The organism is Nonomuraea deserti (genome assembly GCF_004348685.1).
In the GTDB taxonomy this organism is placed as follows: Bacteria; Actinomycetota; Actinomycetes; order Streptosporangiales; family Streptosporangiaceae; genus Nonomuraea; species Nonomuraea deserti.
Window position 1 is genome coordinate 35,559 of the sequence record NZ_SMKO01000022.1, and the last position, 17,701, is coordinate 53,259.

Consider the following 17,701-nt stretch of genomic DNA (forward strand, 5'->3'; position numbering starts at 1 on the left):
CCCCTCCCACGACCGACCACGCGACCCTACAGGCAAGCCCATGGTGTCCCGCGGGTCCCTTCCTCCGGCGCACCACAACGGGCACCCCCGACGGGACTTCCCACGCGCAGCTCCGCCGGGCGCCTTCACCGGCACCTCGTGCCATGTCTCCACACGGGGTCTGCGTCCGGGGTCTGCGTCCGGGGTCTGCGTCCGGGGTCTGCGTCCGGGGTCTGCGTCCGGGGTCTGCGTCCGGGATCTCCGCCCGGGGTCTCCGTCCGGCCGGGGCGTTAGCCCGGCGCCTCCGTTCGGCACCTGCTGTCGACACGTCGGGCGGCATCGCCGGACCGTGAGGGCCTCGGTCACGCAGGCCGGCACAGCAGGCCGGTCCGGCACCCGTCGGACGGGCACGATCCACGCTGGAGCGTGCGGGTCACAGCTTGCGGAAGGTGCGGGACTCCTCGGCCGAGGCGAGCACGTCGGCGAGTGGCGCGTCCGCGCCGGCCGCCACCGCCGCCGCGATCGCGCCCTCCACGAACGGGACGTCCGCCACCACGATGCGCCCGTCCTCCTCCAGCAGGCGGGCGGTCAGCACCGAGCTGCCCAGGTCGGGGATGAGCACCACGCCGTCTCCCTGGTCGACGCCGCGCACCGCCGCCTCGACGAGGTCCACGCTCGTGCCGAGACCGCCGTCCTCGGTGCCCCCGGCGGCCGCCACGGGCACCCCGGCACCGGCGATCCCCTTGGCCAGCGCCACGGCCTCCGCCGCCAGTCCGGCACTGTGCGAGACCAGCACCAGTCCCACCATCACGCCACCCCACCAGCGGCGCACACCCACGGCCGCATTGTCACGCCTCCGCCGCGCCCGGTCGTGGCGCTTCTCGCCTCACGCGTCGTGGAGCCTCCCACGTCACCGGTCCTGGCGCCTCCCGTGCGGCCGGTCATGACGCCACGGTCGCCAGGGCCGCCATGAACAGCGCCGACGACGCCGCCCCCGGATCCTCGTGCCCGATGCTCCGCTCGCCCAGGTAGCTGGCACGGCCCTTGCGCGCCTGCATCGGGATCGTGGCTCTCGCGCCCTCCGCGGCCGCCCGTGCCGCCTGCTCGAACGCCTCGCGCACCCCCACCCCGTCGCGTACGGCCAGCGCCAGGGCCCGCGAGGCCGGCGCCAGCGCGTCCACCATGGTCTTGTCGCCCGGCGCGGCCTTGCCCAGCCGCTCGACCGCCACGACGCCCTCGTCGAACGCCGCCGAGAAGCCGGCCAGCGTGACCGGCGAGTCCAGCGCCTTGCCCATCTGCCGGAACACCGACCCGTACAGCGGCCCGGAAGCGCCGCCGACGCGACGGATCAGCGCCGTGCCCGCCGAGGTCAGCACCTGCACCGGCGATTCGGGCGGCCATTCGGTGAGTGCCTTGCGGACCTCCGTGAGCCCGCGGTCGAGGTTGGTGCCGTGGTCGGCGTCGCCGATCGCCGCGTCCAGCCGCGTGAGGCGGTCGCGGTCGCGGCGGACGAGCCGGGCCGTCTCCTCGAACCAGGCCACGAACAGGTCGGTGTCCATCGGATGCGCGCGAAGCGCCCCGCCTGCTTCGGCCGGCGGGGGAGTCCGCGCTCCCTCCCTTCAACAGGTGTCCTGGCGGATCGGCGGTCGCACGGTGCGCCTCGCGATCCGGCTTCTGGTGCGGCCTGGCGGGCAGGCGCTTCCGCCGGGGAGCGGAGACGTCACCATCGCAGGCCCGGCGTATCGACCGGGGCGTCCCACAGGCGGGTCAGCGTGTCGTCGAGCCGGCACACGGTGACGGAGAAGCCCTGCATGTCGAGGCTCGTCACATAGTTGCCGACCAGCGACCGCGAGACCCGCGCTCCCTTGCCCTTGACGTACGCCGCCACCTCCGCGAAGACGACGTACAGCTCCATGAGGGGCGTGCCGCCCATGCCGTTCACCATGACGAGCAGGTCGCCCTGCAACGGCAGGTCGCCGTGGATCGCCTCCATGGCGGTGGCCGCCAGCTCGCGCGCCGGCGCCATCGGCACCCTGGCCCTGCCGGGCTCGCCGTGGATGCCGATGCCCAGCTCCACGTCCGTCTCCGGCAGGTCGAACGTCGGCTTGCCGGCGTGCGGCGTCGTGCACGAGGTCAGCGCGATGCCGAACGACCTGCTGCGTTCGTCGACCGCGCCGGCCACGGCGGCCACGTCGTCCAGCGGCGCGCCCTCCTCGGCCAGCGCCCCGGCGATCTTCTCGACGAACAGGGTCGCGCCGGTGCCCCGGCGGCCCGCCGTGTAGAGGGAGTCCTGGACGGCCACGTCGTCGTCGACCAGCACGCTGGCCACCTCGACGTCCTCGACCAGTTCGGCGGCCATCTCGAAGTTGAGCACGTCGCCGGTGTAGTTCTTGACGATGTGCAGCACGCCGGCGCCGCCGTCCACGGCCTTGGTCGCCTCGATGATCTGGTCGGGCACCGGCGAGGTGAAGATCTCGCCGGGGCAGGCCGCGTCGAGCATGCCGTACCCGACGAAACCGGCATGCAGCGGTTCGTGCCCCGAGCCGCCGCCCGACACCAGGCCGACCTTTCCCCGGCGCGGGCCATCGGCCCGGTAGACCACCTGGTCGCGGATCCGCAGCGTGGGATGGGCCGCGGCCATGCCCTTCAGCGCGTCCGCAACGACGGAGTCCGCCGAGTTGATGAGCTTCTTCATGGTGAGTACATCTGCCCGTTTTCACGACCACGCAAGCGTCGTGACGCGGACGGGCGGAGGCCGCCCGGCGCCCACGCGAGAACGGGCGCCCGGGGTGCGGCCAGGAAGGGCGTCACCCGGCGCCTCGCGCCCCCGACTACCGTGAGACCCGCCTGAGCAGCTACCTTCTGCTCATGGCTGAGATCGTGTACCCGCCGGTGATCGCCGCCGCGCGGACCCTCTTTCGCGTGCTCGACATCCGCTTCCACATGGAGGGGACCGAACACGTGCCGCAGACGGGGGGAGCGGTGCTGGTGAGCAACCACATCAGCTACCTCGACTTCATCTTCGCCGGGTTCGCCGCGCTGCCGTCGAAGCGGCTGGTGCGCTTCATGGCCAAGCAGGACGTGTTCGAGCACCGGATCTCCGGCCCGCTGATGCGGGGCATGCACCACATCCCCGTCGACCGGGGCGCGGGCGCGGGCTCGTACGCGACGGCGCTGCGGATGCTCAAGGCCGGTGAGGTCGTGGGCGTCTTCGCGGAGGCCACGATCAGCCGGTCGTTCACCGTCAAAGAGATCAAGAACGGCGCGATCCGGATGGCCCAGGCGACCAACGTGCCGGTGATCCCGGTGGCGCTGTGGGGCAGCCAGCGGCTGTGGACCAAGGGGCGGCCGAAGAAGCTCCTGCAGCGGCACGTGCCGCTCACCATCCTGGTGGGCGAGCCGATGCACCCCAAGCGCGGCGAGAACGTCAACGATCACGTGACGGACCTGCACACGCGGTTGTCGGAGCTGGTCGACCGGGCGCAGCGCACCTATCCGGAGGTGCCGCAGGGCGTGTGGTGGCAGCCCGCCCATCTCGGCGGCACCGCGCCGACCCCCGAGGAGGCGGCGGCCATGGACGCGGCCGAGGCGGAGGCCAGGGTCAGGAAGGACTGACCGCCGACGCACGTGCCCCCCGCCCGGTGATCGGTGCGGGGGGTGTCAGATGGCCGCCTGGTAGGCGCTGGCGCGCATGCCCGCCAATAAACCCGCCGTCTGCTCCGGGGTGTAGCGGCGCACGGGGTCGTGGTGGAGCAGCCCCTCGATCAGCGGGCGCATCACGCCCGCCCGCCGCGGCGGCGGATAGGGCCCGCTGCGGGCCATGCCGAGCACGGTCGCCGCGTCCTGCCCAGGGTAGGGAGGCTGGCCCTCGACGGCGCTGTAGAGGGTGGCGCCGAAGGACCACATGTCGGCCTCCTTGCTGGCCGGCCCTCCGTGCAGCCGCTCGGGCGCCATGAACGCGGGCGTGCCGCGCAGGCGCCGCGACGTCGTCATGCGGATGTCGCCCTCGGCGGTCGCTATGCCGAAGTCGGTCAGCACCACCCGGTCACCGGTCAGCATGACGTTGGCCGGCTTCACGTCACGGTGCAGCACGCCGGCCTGGTGGGCGGTGCGCAGCGCGGCGAGCAGGTGCTGGCCGATGGCCGCCACCGACTGTGCGGGCAGTGTGCCCACCTGGGAGAGCAACTGGTGCAGCGAGAGCCCGTCGAGATATTCCATCACGATCCAGAGCTTGCCGCCCTCCTCGATCAGGTCGTGCACCGTGACGATGTTGGGGTGCGTCAGCCCGGCAGCCATCCTGGCCTCACGCAGCACCCGCCGGCGCACCATCTCGGCCTCGCCGGCCAAGGTAAGCTCCTTAAGCGCCACCGTACGGTGGAGAAGCTGATCGAACGCGCGCCAGACGACGCCCATACCCCCACGACCGGCCTCCTCGTTCAGGAGGTACCGTCCGCCGATCTCCCGCATACCATCCCCTCAAGCTCGGGGATAATCATGTCACCTCAGCACAGGCCTTAGGGTGCCTAACGTGATCTGGATATGTCGGAATGTGCGGCTGCGCTGGTCAACGGCCTAGAAATTCGATCCGACACAGCGCGCCACACCAGTCCGACCCCTGCCGGACATACGCCGGCGGCGCCCGTCAGGACGCCCCGCCGCCCGGGTGCCGGTCAGGCGAGGAGGCGGAGCGCGCGCTCGGCCAGCCCCTCCGGCGCCGTCTTCGGCGACCCGCACGTGAAGGGCGGCTGCGGATCGTACTCGATCACCAGCTGCACGCTCTGCGCGGTCAGCTCGTCCGTGGCCTGCGCCAGCAGCGTCAGCGCCATGTCGATGCCCGCGGACACCCCGGCCGCGGTCACGATCTTGCCTTCCGTGACCACACGCTCGCTGACCGGCTCGGCGCCGACCTGCTTGAGAAAGTCGAGCAGGGCCCAGTGCGTGGTCGCCTTCAGCCCTTTCAGCAGCCCCGCCGCGCCCAGGAGGAGCGAGCCGCTGCACACCGAGGTCGTCCATGTGGTGTGCTCGTGCGCCTGCCGGATCCAGCCGGTCAGAGCGGTGTCGGACATGACGTCCAAGGTGCCGAGGCCGCCGGGGACGATGATCACGTCGGGCCGGGGCATGTCGGCGTAGGAGGCCGTGGCGGCCAGCGTGAGCGTGCCCTGGTCGTCGACGACGGGGCCGGCCTCCTCGGCGACGAACGTGACCGTGCAGCCCGGCGCGAAGGCCATCACGGTGTACGGCCCGACCGCGTCCAGCGCGGTGAAACGAGGATAAAGCGGGATAGCCACCTGCATGGTTAAGTCTCCTTCGACTGGAACCGGCGACGGTAGTCGCCGGGTGAGATCCGCCAGTGACGGCGGAAGACGCGGTAGAGCGTCTCCGGCGTCCCGAGCCCCGACTCCCTGGCCACCGTGGCCAGCGGGTGACCGGTGACCTCCAGGAGCCGCCTGGCGGCGTCGGCCCGGCTGCGCTCGACGTACCGGCCGGGCGACAGGCCCGTCTGCTCGGTGAAGACGCGGGAGAGGTGGCGCTCGCTCATGCCGGCGAGCGCGGCGAGCGCGGCCACGCTGAGGTCGGCCCCGGGGTTGGCGTCGATGTGGACCTGCAGCTCCCTGATCGGCTCGCTGCGCGGCGTCATGGCCCGCATCGGCGTGCTGAACTGGCTCTGCCCGCCCGGCCGGTGCAGGTAGACCACGAGCCCGCGGGCGACGTCGCGGGCCAGCGCGTGGCCGTGGTCCCTGGCCACCAGCGCCAGCGCGAGGTCCACCCCGGACAGGACGCCCGCCGACGTCCAGACGTGGCCGTCCTCGATGTAGAGCGGGTCGGGGTCCACCTCGACGCACCCGTAGCCGGCCGCGAGCTCGTCCGCGACCAGCCAGTGCGTGGTGGCCCGCCGGTGGTCCAGCAGCCCGGCCTCGGCCAGCACGAACGCGCCGTTGCAGACGGAGGCGACGCGCCGCGCGCCGCCGGCCAGCCGGGCGACCTGCGCGACCAGCTCGCCGCCCGCGATCTGCTCGGGCACGGAGAACCCACCCGCCACCAGCAGCGTGTCGACCGGCCCTTCGACCTCGCCGAGCGGCGCGGCCATGACGGTGACCCCGTTGCCGGCCGGCACGGCGCCCCCGCCCACGGCCGCCACCTCGACCTGGTAGCCGCCGCGCGCGAACAGGGCCGCCGTCGCGAAGACGTCGGCGGGCCCGGCCATGTCGAGCAGCTGGAAGCAGGGAAAGACGACCACCAGGATGCGTCGCTGCATGCCTTCATGCTGGCCGCGCACCCTGGTGGCGTCAACGACACGTCCATTGCAGATCACGCCATCCCGGGCGCGCGCGATCGGCGCCCCGCACGACGGACGCCCCCGGCACGCGGTGGCCGGGGGCGTCAGGAACGATCAGCCCATGTGCGGGTAGCGGTGGTCGGTCGACGGGACGAAGGTCTCCTTGATCGTGCGGGCGTTCACCCAGCGGATCAGGTTGAAGATCGAGCCCGCCTTGTCGTTGGTGCCCGAGGCGCGGGCGCCGCCGAACGGCTGCTGGCTGACGACCGCGCCCGTCGGCTTGTCGTTGACGTAGAAGTTGCCCGCCGCGAAGCGCAGCCGGTCGGAGGCCGCCTTGATGGCGTAGCGGTCCTGAGCGATGACCGACCCGGTCAGCGCGTACGGGGCGATGCCCTCCATCTGGTCGAGCACCGCGTCGAAGTCGCCGTCGTCGTAGACGTGCACGCCGAGGATCGGCCCGAAGTACTCCTTGACGAAGATCTCGTCCGCCGGGTTGGCGCACTCCATGACGGTCGGCTTCACGAAATAGCCGACGGAGTCGTCGTACGAGCCGGTCAGCACGTCGATGTTCGAGGACGCCCTGGCCCGGTCGATGGCCTCCTTGTGCTTGGCGAAGGCCCGCCCGTCGATGACCGCGCCCATGAACGTCGACAGGTCGCCCGCCACGTCGCCCACGCTCAGCGACTCGGCCACGGAGACGAAGTCGTCGCGCATCCGGTTCCAGACCGAGCGCGGCACGTACGCCCGCGAGGCGGCCGAGCACTTCTGCCCCTGGTACTCGAAGGCGCCCCTGATCAGCGCCGTCGAGAGCACCTCGGGGTCGGCCGACGGGTGGGCGAGCACGAAGTCCTTGCCGCCGGTCTCGCCCACGATGCGCGGATAGCCGTGGTAGGAGGCGATGTTGGCCCCGATCGTGCGCCACAGGTGCTGGAACGTGCCGGTCGAGCCGGTGAAGTGGATGCCCGCCAGCGCGGGGTGGGCGAGCGCCACCTCGGAGACGGCCTGGCCGTTGCCGGTGACGAGGTTGATCACGCCCGGCGGCAGCCCCGCGGCCTCCAGCACCCGCATCGTGAAGTGCGCCGCGAGCTGCTGGGTGGGCGACGGCTTCCAGACGACGACGTTGCCCATCAGCGCGGCCGACGTCGGCAGGTTTCCGGCGATGGCGGTGAAGTTGAACGGCGTGATCGCCAGCACGAACCCTTCGAGCGGGCGGTACTCCATCCTGTTCCACACGCCGGGCGACGAGTTCGGCTGCTGGGCGTAGAGCTGCCGCGCGTAGGACACGTTGAACCGCAGGAAGTCGATCAGCTCGCAGGCGGCGTCGATCTCCGCCTGCTGCACCGACTTCGACTGGCCCAGGATGGTCGCCCCGTTGATCGTGGCCCGCCACGGCCCCGCCAGCAGGTCGGCGGCCTTCAGGAAGACCGCGGCCCGCTCGTCGAACGGCAGCGCCTGCCAGGCGGGCGCCGCCCGCAGGGCGCTGTCGACGGCGTCCCGCACGTCCTGGACCGTAGCGTCGTTGGTACGGCCCAGGACGTGCGCGTGGTTGTGCGGTTGCACCACGTCGATGGGGGCGCCGCCGCCGAGGCGCTGCTCGCCTCCGATGGTCATGGTCAGGTCGATCGGCGACCCGGCCAGCTCCTTGATGCGGTCCTCCAGCGTGGTCCGCTCGGCGCTGCCGGGCGCGTAACCGTACACCCGCTCGTTGGCGGGGACGGGGACGTTGCTGATGGCATCCATTTACTTACCCCCAAGGGCACGAAGGAAGAAGGCGACGTTGGCCGGGCGCTCCGCGAGACGGCGCATGAAATAGCCGTACCAGTCGTCGCCGTAGGGCACGTACACGCGGACCGTGTGGCCGGCCCCCGCCAGGGCCTCCTGCAGGTCGGTCCTGATTCCGTAGAGCATCTGGAACTCGTGGTCGCCGATCGTCCGCCCGAACCGGTCGGCGAGCAGTTCCGTGATCGCGACCATGCGATCGTCGTGCGTCGCCACCATGGGGTAACCCTTCCCCGCCATGAGGATGCGCAGGCATCGTACGTACGCTTTGTCCACGGCGGTCCGGCCCTGGTGGGCGACCGAGGCGGGTTCACGGTAGGCGCCCTTGACCAGGCGTACGCGGGAGCCCTCCGAGGACAGGTCGCGGCAGTCCTGCTCGCTGCGGAACAGGTAGGCCTGGATCGCCACGCCCGTCGAAGGATGGTCCTCGCGCAGCTTGCGCAGGACGGCCAGGGTGGAGTCGACGGTGGTGTGGTCCTCCATGTCGAGCGTCACGGCCGAGCCGGTGACCGATGCGGCGGCGCAGATCTCGCGGGCGTGCTCCAGCGCCATGGTCTCGTCGAGGCGCTGCCCGAGCGCCGACAACTTCACCGACACCTCGCCTCTCGCGCCGAGCTCCAGCGGCCTGATCGCGCGGAGCAAGGTGAGGTAGGCGTCCGTGGTGGCGGCCGCGGCCCGCGCGTCGCGCGTCTCCTCGCCGAGATGGTCGACGGTGACGGCGAGCCTGGCGTCGCGCAGCCGTTCGACCGTGTCGCGAGCCTCCTCGACACCCTCCCCGGCGACGAACCTCCCGACCACTCTCCTGGTGAGCGGGAAGCCCGACACGGCGCGACGCACGGCACCGCTCCTGGAGGCGGTGAGAAGCAGTTGACGCAGCATGCTTCCAGTCTAAAAACCCAGCTCAGCGGGGGCCATCGACGCGCGTAACGCCGGATGTGGCAGGCTGTCATACACATGCACAAATCGGCAGACCTGCAGGAGATCGTCGACGAGATCGCCGCCCGGCTGGGGGCGTCCGCGACGCTGGAGGACCGCTCGTTCCGGCTGCTGGCCTACGGCGCGCAGCACGGCGCCATCGACACGGTCCGCCAGGAGTCGATCCTGCGCAGGCGCGCGACGGGAGAGGTGCGCGACTACTTCGAGCGCTACGGCATCGCTTCGGCCGAGGGCCCGGTCAGGATCCCCGCGGACGCCGAGCTGCAGGTCCTGGCCAGGGTCTGCTGGCCGCTGCGCCACCGCGGCGTCACCTACGGCTACCTGTGGCTGCTCGATTCGGGCGAGCTGGGCGACGCGCCCCTGCACGCCGTCGCGCCGCTCGTCGCCAGGGCGGCCGCCGTGCTCGCCCAGGAGGCCAGGAGCCGGCAGGACGTCGGGCGCGGGCTGCTCGGCCTGTTCTCCCCCGACCCCGAGGAGCGTGCCGAGGCCGCCATAGAGGTTCCTGGCCCGGTCGCGGCAGTCGCCGTCCGTGAGTCGCACGAGCGCGTGGCCGCCCTCTGGACGTTGCCGCGCGGCGTGCTCGCCCGCGCCGGCTCGCCCGTCGCGCTGCTCGCCCCCGCGCACCTCGCGGGCGAGGTCGCGCAGACCCTCCAGAGCGCGTACGGCACCGCGGCCGGCATCGGCGGGCCACGGAGCGACCCGGCCGACGCCTGGCTCAGCTGGCGCGAGGCCCGCCACGCCCTGCGCATCGCCGAGCACTTCCCCCGCCACGCGCCGGTCGCCCGGTGGGAGGACCTCGGCGTGCACCGCCTGCTGGCCCGGCTCGGCCCGTCCGACCTGCGGGAGCTGGCGGCCGAGACCGCGGCCCTCGACGGGGAGCTGGCCCACACGGTGGAGGCCTACCTCGACCGCGGCGGCCACGCCCAGAAGACCGCCGCCGAGCTCGGCATCCACCGCCAGACGCTCTACTACCGGCTGGGCAAGGCCGAGCGCCTCACCCACAAGGATCTGTCGGACGGCGACGACCGCCTGGCCGTGCACCTCGGTCTCAAGGCCGCCAGGCTGCGTGGTCAGGACGCCCGGTAGACCTTCACCCAGTCGACGTACATCGACACGGTGCGGGGCGTGGAGGAGTCACGGCAGCGCGGCTCGCACACCACGTCGTTCTGCAGCGCCAGGCCCATGCGGCGGCCGCTGGGCACGTGCGCGCCCCGGTAGTCCCAGTACTTCTCGCCGTCCAGCCAGACCGTCAGGCGGCCCGGCAGCCAGTCGACCGCCACCGTGTGCCACTTGGTGAAGTCGGCCTTGAGCGTCTTGCGCGCCCGGCTGTGCCCGTCGTGCACGAAGATGCCGCCACCCTGCCGCTTCGGGTCGACGATCTCGGCGAAGTCGACCTCAGCGTAGCCGCCGCCCTCACCCTGCCGCGTCGGCCACAGCAGCGCCACCGGCGTGTACCCGGCGCCCGCCTCGGCCTTGAACCTGACCTCCCACCGCCCGTACTCCTGCGCGAGCCGGGTGGCCACGCCGCCCGACAGGTCCTTGCCGCCGTACATGCCGCCCTTGAGGCGCAGGGCGCCGCCCGAGACGGACGCGGCCCTGCCGGTGCGGGGGTTGCGCTCGGCCTGGGGGGAGTGATAGATCATCCACTTCTTGGTGTTGATCGACGAGCCGTTAAAGTTCTCCACGAGGACCGGGTCGCCCCAGCCCGCCGTCTGTGCCTGCGCGGTCTGGGGGAGGGCGGCTACGCACGCGAGCGCCGTGGCCGCCAAGATCGGACTGCGTTTGGACATGCGCTCCATCGAAGCAAAGATTTCACTCCGATAACACCCCATCTGTCACATCAGTCAGCTTCGTCACACGGACCGGCGGACCGGGGGCATCGTGCTCCGGACACATCAGTCAGATTCGTCACACGGACCGGCGGACCGGTCATCGTGCTCCGGACATGGTGCCGGCAGGTGGCTTGCGCCACCTGCCGGAGCATGTGCTGGGCGGAGCAGGGGATGGTTACGTCAGGCGCAGGCCGCCTCGTAGACGCGTACCAGTTCCTGGCTGACCCGCTCCCAGGAGTAGCGCGAGCGCGCCCGGTCGGCGCCCGCGTAGCCGAGCGCGGTCCGCAATGTCGGGTCCCACAGCAGCTCGCGCGCCAGGCGCGCGGTGCGCGCCGGCTGGTCGGGCGGCACCAGCAGGCCGGTGACGCCGTCGACGATGGAGTCCAGGTGGGCGCCGACGGCCGAGGCGATCACCGGCACGCCGCAGGCCATCGCCTCCAGGGCGACGATCCCCGTGACGGCCTCGCGCGGAACCGACACCACGGCGTCCGCGCTGCGCATCAGCTTCGGTACGGAGGTTCGCTTCACCTGACCGAGGAGCGTGACCCGGTCGGCCACGCCGAGCTGCTCGGCCAGCTCCCGCAGGCGCTGGGCGTCCTTGTCGTTCTCCAGCGCCTCGGGGTCGGGGCCGCCGGCGATGACCAGCTCGACGTCGCCGAGGCCCTGCAGCGCCCGCACGATGGTGTGCGCGCCGCGTTCGGTCGACAGCGGGCCGACATGCAGGAGCCGCTTGCGCGAGCCCTTCGTGGCCACCGCGCCGCGGCGGTGGAAACGTTCGGTGTCGACGCCGTAGGGGACGATGGCGATGTTGTGGCGCGGCACCCCGAGCCGGATCAGCGCCGACTCCTCGTCGCCCGAGCCCGCGATGACCGCGTTGGCCCGGCGGCCCAGTGCCCGCTCCAGCTTCTGGTGGGCGGCGTCGACCGTGTGGAACGTCTGCGTGACCGGCACGTCGAGCCCCTTGGCGCCCGCCACGGCGGCCAGGCCGCTGGTCCACGAGTGGGCATGGATGATGTCGGGCCTGTCCTGGCGCCAGCGCTTCATCAGGTGGACGCCGACGTCGTTGAGGTAGGGAACGACGTCGTCGGCGGAAAGATCACAGGCCGGGCCCACGTCGATGTGCTCCAGGGTGACTCCCGGGGCCACCCGCGTCCTGGGCTTGCCGTCGGAGTCGTCACGGCGGGAGTAGATCGTGACGTGGTGCTCGCGCCCCAGCTCCCGTGCGACCGAGAGGATGCGGTGGCGCTGGTTTCCGTTGGACGAAGCGACGATCGCGATATTCATGGCACACCCCAGCGTGAAAAAGCTACAAAGGTGTGCCTGCGTCTTAGGCACGTCGTTCTGAGTCCGACCATACCCAGGTTTCGCGGGAACGCAAACCCTTACAGATCAGACACCTCGGAGCGCGAACACCACAATCTCATCCCAAACCTGGCCCTCGGAGAATGTGTGCCGGTCCGCCTCCACCGCCTTGACCACGGTGGACGGCGACTGGCCCGCGCAGCGGCCGAGCACGTCGGCCAGCCGCTCGTCGCCGTAGGGCTCGCCCGCGGCGTTCCTTGACGAGACCAGGCCCTCCGAATAGAGCACCAGCGTCTCGCCGGGGGGGACCGTCAACGTCTCGACCTGCGTCTCCGCCTCGCCCGCGATGCCCAGCGGCACGCCGCCGCCCGCGACGAAGCGCACGGTGCCGTCGTTCCGCACCCGAGCCGCCGGATGGTGCCCCGCCGACGACAGCCGGATCGTACGTCCCTGCACGAACCCCGCCACGGCCATCACGAACAGGCCGGAACCCTGGGCGACCAGGGCCTCGTTGACCTTCCGCATCACCAGGTCGGGATCGGACTCCCAGACGCTCAGCACCCGCAGGCCGCCCCGCACCATGGCGGTGACCGACGCGGCCTCCTCTCCCTTGCCCGCCGCGCCGCCGAGCGCGAACCCCCACCCGCCGGCGACCGGGAACACGTCGTAGAACTCCGCGCCCACCGACGACCCCGGGTGGTAGACGGCCGCCGCCTCGTAGCCGGGGATGTCGGGCAGGTTGCGCGGCGCGACGCTCGCCGACAGCGCGTCGGCCGCCCGCGAGCGGCTCTGGAAATTGCTCTGCGCGCGCACCGCCAGGCCCAGCTGCAGTCCCACCTCCTGCATGACGGCCAGGTCGGCCAGCGCGAACGGCTGCCTGTCGTGCGTGCGTACGAGCGTCAGCACGCCGTCGGCGCAGCCGATCGGGACGCTCAGCAGCGAGCTCGCGCCCATCGCCGTCAACACCGGCCCGTCGGCGCAGAAACCGAGCAGCGTCTCGTCCTCCACCATCTCGTGCACCACGCCGGAGGCCCGGTCGAGAACCTGCAGCACCACCTGGCTGGTCGCCGGGTCGGCGGACTCCACCTGGCGGGCGAGCTCACCGAGAGGCTGGTCCTTCGGTGCCATCACGGCCGAACGACGCGGCACCCCGTCGCGCACCACGTCGGCGATCACCCAGTCGGCCCACTCGGCCGCCAGCAGCCGCGTCGCCCGCGGGAGCGCGACCGGACGCCGCAGGGCCTCCTCGTCGAGCAGCAACGTGGCCATCTTGACCAGCAGGTCCTGCCGCTTGGCCGCCGCCAGCAGCAGCGCTCCGTCGGACTGCTCGGGCCGGCGCGCGCCCGGCTCGGGCAACTGCACCTCGATCGGCAGCGCGATCGCCGCCACCATCTGCTGCGGCTCGCCCGGCATGGTCAGCCTGATCATCGCCAGCTGCACGGTGTGCGTGCGCCCCTGGTGCGCCAGCCGGGTCTCGAACGCCGCCGGCTGCCCGGTCTGCAGCGCCGACGTCAGGTGCGACCGGAACGCCGCCCGCCGCGACACGTCCACCAGCAGCGGGAACGACCGGCCCACCAGGTAGCCGTCGGGGCTGCCGAGCATCCGCGAGGTCTCCGGGTTGATCCGCCGCACCACGCCGCCGCCGTCGAGCACGATGACGGGCACGGGGAAGGCCCTGAACACCTGGCGCAGCAACTTCAGCTCGCGCTGCGCGCCGCCGTCCTTCTTCGCGCCGCCCCGCTTCGGGGACTTGCGCAACTGCTCCCTGGCCTCGGCCAGCAACTCGGCCGCGGTGTCGAGCTCCGCGAGCGCCGCGTCCAGCGTGGGCGCGAGGTCCGAGGGATAGGCGGCCCTCGCCGCACGCAGCGATGAGACGCGCCCTGCCAGCGCGTCCAGCGCGTGTTCGAAGTCCGGCGTGGTCATGGTCTGACGCTACGCCACTCGGGATAATGCTAGCCATAAGGGGTAGAGGCTTGTTGCTATGGAATCCACCGCGATGCTCACCCCCGGACTCGCCCGTGACCTGGCGGCATTGGGCCGCCTCGGTGAGGACACCTCGACGGAGAGCGTGCTGCGCGGCCTGACGACCGCGCTGACCGCAGGAGTGCCCGGCTGCTCCGGAGCCTCCGCCGAGCATTGGCGCGATCACCGGGTGCTGGTCTCCGGCTCGCACAGCGAGCTCATCATGCTCGTCGAAGGCGAGCACGAGCTGGGGGAGGGGCCGTCCACCGAAGCCAGGCAGAGCGGCGGGCGGGCCACCGTCACCGACGTGCTCACCGAGACCCGCTGGCCGCGCTACGACGCGCTGGCCACCCGCTGGGGCGTGCGCTCGGTGCTGGCCGTCCCCATCGACGTGGCGCCCGCCGTGCTGGTCGTCGGCCTCTACTCGGTGCGCCCCGGCGCGTTCTCGCCGCAGGGCGCCCACTCGCTCTCCGACATGCTCACCGAGCAACTCGGGGTGGCCATGGCCAACCTGTCGGAATTCGACGAGGTGCGTACGGACGCCGCCCAGCTGCAGGAGGCCCTCGCCGGCCGGTCGGTGATCGACCAGGCCAAGGGCATCATCATGCAGACCAGCGGATGCACGGCCGAGGCGGCCTTCGAGGAACTGCGCAGGATCTCGCAGCACCACCAGGTCAAGGTGGCCGACCTGGCCAGGCTCCTGGTCGAGGAGCACCAGCGCAAGTCGAAGGGCTGAGCGTCACCCGATGGCGGCCAGGGCGTCGTCGAGCGTGTCGTAGATCGGCAGGCGCTGGGCCAGCCCCGTGATCCACATCACTTTCGACTTGGAGTATTCGACCCCGATCAGCGCGAACTTCGCGCCCGAGGACAGACTCGTCTGCCAGTGGTGCACGATCAGGCCGAGCGCGCGCGAGTCCATGAACGTCACTCCGGCCAAATCGAGGATCAGGTCGGTGCCCGCCAACGACAGGTAGTCGGCGAACTGCTCGCGCGTCGTGGCGTCGAGCACGCCGTCGACCCGCACCACGGTGACCGAGTCGACGGTCGACGACGTCAGGCTCAGGGCCGCCGCGGGCCCGTCGCCGTTTTCCGGCATTGTCACGGAGCAACCCTACTGTCACCACGCGAGGGAGGAATACTTCTGGCGGCACGGGGGACACTTCTCGCGAGGTCCAGCAGAGGGCTTCCGTCTCGAGAGTTGAGCGAGGCGTGCCTCTGCCTGGGCTCTTTTGGCTTGGGGGAGGCCGCCTGCGAGCCATACGAGGAGCAGCCATGGCTGTGCAGGAGTACATCCTCGAGGAGATGAGCGCGGAAGAGCTCCTGGCCGAAATGGTCAGGGAAGGCACCTCCGGCAGCCACCGCGAGCGGCTGCGCGAGCGCATCGTCGAAATGCACCGTCCGCTCGCCATGGAGATCGCCAGGCGATACCGCTACCGGGGCGAACCACTGGAGGACCTTCTCCAAGCCGCGTACGTTGGCCTGATGAAAGCGGTCAACGGCTTCGACCCCAGCCTCGGACACGCGTTCAGGGGCTACGCGGTCGTGACGATGACGGGTGAGGTCAAGCGGCACTTCCGCGACCGCACCTGGGCCATCCGGGTGCCGCGCCTCTACCAGGAGCGCCGCTCCGAGCTCAACAGGCTCGTCGCCGATCTCAGCCAGGACCTCGGCAGGTCGCCCACCGTGGCCGAACTGGCGGCGAAGATGAACATCAGCGAAGAGGACGTCCTGCTCACGCTCGACGCCTCCGCCGCCTACAGCACCCTGTCGCTCGACGCCCCGCTGGGCACCGACGACGACGCGGCCTCGCTCGGCGACGTCATCCCCGAGGACGACGACACGCTGAGCACCATGGTCGACAGGGAGGCCGTCAAGCCGCTCATCGACGCCCTGCCCTCCCGGGAGAAGCACATCCTGCTGCTGCGCTTCTTCGGCAACATGACGCAGGCCGAGATCGCCGCCGAGTTCGGGATCTCGCAGATGCACGTGTCCCGCATCCTGCGCAAAGTACTCGATCAACTACGCGCCGAACTCGTCGGCTGAACAGGGCGGTCGCCGGGTGAACGAGGACGTGGAGCCCCAGCCGGGCCACACGGGCCCGCCCCCCGGCGCGCCCGTGAAACGACTACGTTTCCGGCTGCCGGACCTGCCTCAGGTCCGGCAGTTCGCCGAGGACGAGGCCCGCGAGGCCGGCATGCCGGAGGACGCCGTCGCCGACTTCGTCATCGCGATCAACGAGATCGCCACCAACGCCGTCACCCACGGCAGCGACCAGGGCCTCCTGCGCACCTGGGCGGCGGGCGGTGACCTGGTCGTCGAGGTTCACGACAAGGGCGTTTGGAAACCCGGGCCCCTGCCGGACGCCGTGGGGGGCATGGGGCTCTGGGTGGCCCGCCTGCTCTCCTCAGAGCTGACCGTGCACGCCGGCGACGCGGGCAGCAGCGTCGTCATGCGCTTCCCCGGCAAAGCATGATCAGCTGGGCTCCCGGCAAGCGTGAACGGGCGAGGAGCTCTCGCCAAGGCGTGAAGGGGCGAGGAGCTCTCGGCCAAGCGTGACCGGGCCCGGAACTCTCGGCAAGGCGGGACCGGGCCCGGAACTCTCGGCAAGGCGTGAGGCGGAGGGCTCGGGGCGATGCGTGACCTGGAGAAGGGTGACGATGACGCGCGACACCGCGCGCCGCCGGATCACCCCGGGCGGCGCGCGGACCGCGCGTCGTCAGCGCCTGGCGCGGCCACGCCAGTTGCCGTAGCTGCGTACGCTCGCCGTGCCGATGCCCGCCTGGTGCAGAGCCAGCAGAGTCAGCCCCAGCAGGACGAACGTCATGCCGGAGACTCCTCCGGGGATGTTCACGCCCAGCAGGTCGAGCAGTAAGCCCAGCCCGAAGACGATCGCCGCGACTATCGCGAGCATGTCAGATCACCTCATCCCGTGGCTGTGGCCCTGGTCGTGCGTCTGGACGGGCGCCTGGCCGGGGCCCTGGCCGGGCGTTCCCGACAGGGCGAGCAGGCGCTCCAGGACGTTCCGGTAGTCGCGCAGCGCCAGCCGCAGATGCTCGGTGTCCTGCGCACCGGTGTCCTTCCAGCCGTCACGCAGGGCGTCCGTGCGGCTCGTCAGGCTGCTGGTGAAGGACTCCACCACCTCGCCGAGCAGACCGTCGGCGCGCCGTACGGCCTCGCCGGGGTCGTCCACGAACGACGCCTGCAGATCGCGCCAGCGAGCCTGCACCTCAGTCGGGTCCTGGTCGAACAGGACGACGTCCTGGGGAGCCGCGTGCGCCGGGACCTCCTCGGGCGCGGCCTGGACGCCGACCGGGTCGGGCTCCGGCTCGGCCAGCATGTCGCCGCCGGTCCGCGCGTACGGGTCCCGGTAGGCGGCGTCGTCACCGGCCTCGGGCGGCGGGACGGCGCCGGGGACAGCGCCGGGAACGGCGGTGTCGTACTCGTCGGCGGAGCGCACCGGACCTTCGGGCTGGTCGGTGGCACGCTCCATGGTCTCGGGACGGCCGGCGATCGGCCCTCCGGCCTCCTCGCCGGGCCCGCGGCCCGCGACCGCCCGGTCGTCGTCACGGTCGTCGCCACGGACCTCGTCAGCGCGTTGCGACGGCACCTTCAGCTCATCGTGGCTGTTCTTCAT

At 71.7% G+C, this 17,701-nt stretch carries 19 protein-coding genes; 5 read left to right on the plus strand and 14 right to left on the minus strand.

All coding sequences use genetic code 11. From position 1 onward, the window contains the following. Positions 1-412 precede the first annotated feature (412 nt). The 3 genes from E1292_RS12015 to dhaK form a co-directional block, all read right to left on the minus strand. The gene (locus E1292_RS12015; RefSeq protein WP_246090070.1) at positions 413-817 is read right to left on the minus strand and encodes a PTS-dependent dihydroxyacetone kinase phosphotransferase subunit DhaM; all 405 of its coding nucleotides are present in this window, start codon (positions 815-817) and stop codon (positions 413-415) included. Between the two features lie 103 nt (positions 818-920). Continuing rightward, the gene (gene dhaL / locus E1292_RS12020; protein ID WP_132595057.1) at positions 921-1,538 is read right to left on the minus strand and encodes a dihydroxyacetone kinase subunit DhaL; all 618 of its coding nucleotides are present in this window, start codon (positions 1,536-1,538) and stop codon (positions 921-923) included. A 161-nt stretch (positions 1,539-1,699) separates the two neighbouring features. Next, positions 1,700-2,674 (minus strand): dihydroxyacetone kinase subunit DhaK, encoded by a 975-nt coding sequence (gene dhaK / locus E1292_RS12025; protein WP_132595059.1) that lies wholly within the window; start codon positions 2,672-2,674, stop codon positions 1,700-1,702. Between the two features lie 173 nt (positions 2,675-2,847). Between dhaK and E1292_RS12030 the strand changes: the two genes are divergently transcribed. Next, positions 2,848-3,594 (plus strand): lysophospholipid acyltransferase family protein, encoded by a 747-nt coding sequence (locus E1292_RS12030; protein WP_132595061.1) that lies wholly within the window; start codon positions 2,848-2,850, stop codon positions 3,592-3,594. A gap of 45 nt (positions 3,595-3,639) precedes the next feature. Here E1292_RS12030 and E1292_RS12035 read toward each other — a convergent pair whose 3' ends face one another. The 5 genes from E1292_RS12035 to E1292_RS12055 all read right to left on the minus strand — a co-directional run bounded on the left by E1292_RS12035 (position 3,640) and on the right by E1292_RS12055 (position 8,914). Further along, positions 3,640-4,446 (minus strand): serine/threonine-protein kinase, encoded by an 807-nt coding sequence (locus E1292_RS12035; protein ID WP_132338522.1) that lies wholly within the window; start codon positions 4,444-4,446, stop codon positions 3,640-3,642. Between the two features lie 203 nt (positions 4,447-4,649). Beyond that, the gene (locus E1292_RS12040) at positions 4,650-5,273 is read right to left on the minus strand and encodes a DJ-1/PfpI family protein (protein ID WP_132595063.1); all 624 of its coding nucleotides are present in this window, start codon (positions 5,271-5,273) and stop codon (positions 4,650-4,652) included. 2 nt (positions 5,274-5,275) lie between these two features. Further along, the gene (locus E1292_RS12045) at positions 5,276-6,235 is read right to left on the minus strand and encodes a GlxA family transcriptional regulator (protein ID WP_132595065.1); all 960 of its coding nucleotides are present in this window, start codon (positions 6,233-6,235) and stop codon (positions 5,276-5,278) included. A 135-nt stretch (positions 6,236-6,370) separates the two neighbouring features. Continuing rightward, positions 6,371-7,996 (minus strand): L-glutamate gamma-semialdehyde dehydrogenase, encoded by a 1,626-nt coding sequence (pruA, locus tag E1292_RS12050; protein ID WP_132595067.1) that lies wholly within the window; start codon positions 7,994-7,996, stop codon positions 6,371-6,373. Further along, positions 7,997-8,914, minus strand: a complete 918-nt coding sequence (locus tag E1292_RS12055) for a proline dehydrogenase family protein (RefSeq protein ID WP_132595069.1) — start codon at positions 8,912-8,914, stop codon at positions 7,997-7,999. A gap of 75 nt (positions 8,915-8,989) precedes the next feature. Between E1292_RS12055 and E1292_RS12060 the strand changes: the two genes are divergently transcribed. Beyond that, entirely contained in the window at positions 8,990-10,057 is a 1,068-nt protein-coding gene (locus E1292_RS12060) for a PucR family transcriptional regulator (protein WP_132595071.1), read from the plus strand. Here E1292_RS12060 and E1292_RS12065 read toward each other — a convergent pair. The 3 genes from E1292_RS12065 to E1292_RS12075 form a co-directional block, all read right to left on the minus strand. After that, on the minus strand, positions 10,042-10,761 hold the full coding sequence (locus E1292_RS12065; protein ID WP_165974488.1) for a glycoside hydrolase family 16 protein: 720 nt from the start codon (positions 10,759-10,761) through the stop codon (positions 10,042-10,044). The genes E1292_RS12060 and E1292_RS12065 overlap by 16 nt on opposite strands. A gap of 222 nt (positions 10,762-10,983) precedes the next feature. Continuing rightward, positions 10,984-12,087, minus strand: coding sequence for a glycosyltransferase (locus tag E1292_RS12070; protein WP_132595075.1), 1,104 nt, complete (start codon positions 12,085-12,087; stop codon positions 10,984-10,986). Positions 12,088-12,192: 105 nt separating this feature from the next. Beyond that, positions 12,193-14,028, minus strand: coding sequence for a SpoIIE family protein phosphatase (locus E1292_RS12075; RefSeq protein ID WP_132595077.1), 1,836 nt, complete (start codon positions 14,026-14,028; stop codon positions 12,193-12,195). A 58-nt stretch (positions 14,029-14,086) separates the two neighbouring features. Here E1292_RS12075 and E1292_RS12080 point away from each other — a divergent pair, with 58 nt between their 5' ends. After that, complete coding sequence (locus tag E1292_RS12080) at positions 14,087-14,803, plus strand: ANTAR domain-containing response regulator (protein ID WP_132595079.1); 717 nt, start codon at positions 14,087-14,089, stop codon at positions 14,801-14,803. Positions 14,804-14,806: 3 nt separating this feature from the next. Here E1292_RS12080 and E1292_RS12085 read toward each other — a convergent pair whose 3' ends face one another. Beyond that, positions 14,807-15,163, minus strand: a complete 357-nt coding sequence (locus E1292_RS12085) for an STAS domain-containing protein (protein ID WP_132595127.1) — start codon at positions 15,161-15,163, stop codon at positions 14,807-14,809. A gap of 176 nt (positions 15,164-15,339) precedes the next feature. On the opposite strand from E1292_RS12085, the gene E1292_RS12090 reads away from it, so the two are divergent. Continuing rightward, positions 15,340-16,110 (plus strand): SigB/SigF/SigG family RNA polymerase sigma factor, encoded by a 771-nt coding sequence (locus E1292_RS12090; protein WP_132595081.1) that lies wholly within the window; start codon positions 15,340-15,342, stop codon positions 16,108-16,110. Between the two features lie 16 nt (positions 16,111-16,126). After that, a complete protein-coding gene (locus tag E1292_RS12095) occupies positions 16,127-16,540 on the plus strand; it encodes an ATP-binding protein (protein ID WP_132595083.1) in 414 nt (137 codons plus the stop codon). Positions 16,541-16,783: 243 nt separating this feature from the next. Here the strand turns inward: E1292_RS12095 and E1292_RS12100 are convergent, their stop codons facing one another. Beyond that, positions 16,784-16,978, minus strand: coding sequence for a hypothetical protein (locus E1292_RS12100; RefSeq protein WP_132595085.1), 195 nt, complete (start codon positions 16,976-16,978; stop codon positions 16,784-16,786). A gap of 6 nt (positions 16,979-16,984) precedes the next feature. Next, positions 16,985-17,701, minus strand: a complete 717-nt coding sequence (locus E1292_RS12105; RefSeq protein WP_132595087.1) for a hypothetical protein — start codon at positions 17,699-17,701, stop codon at positions 16,985-16,987.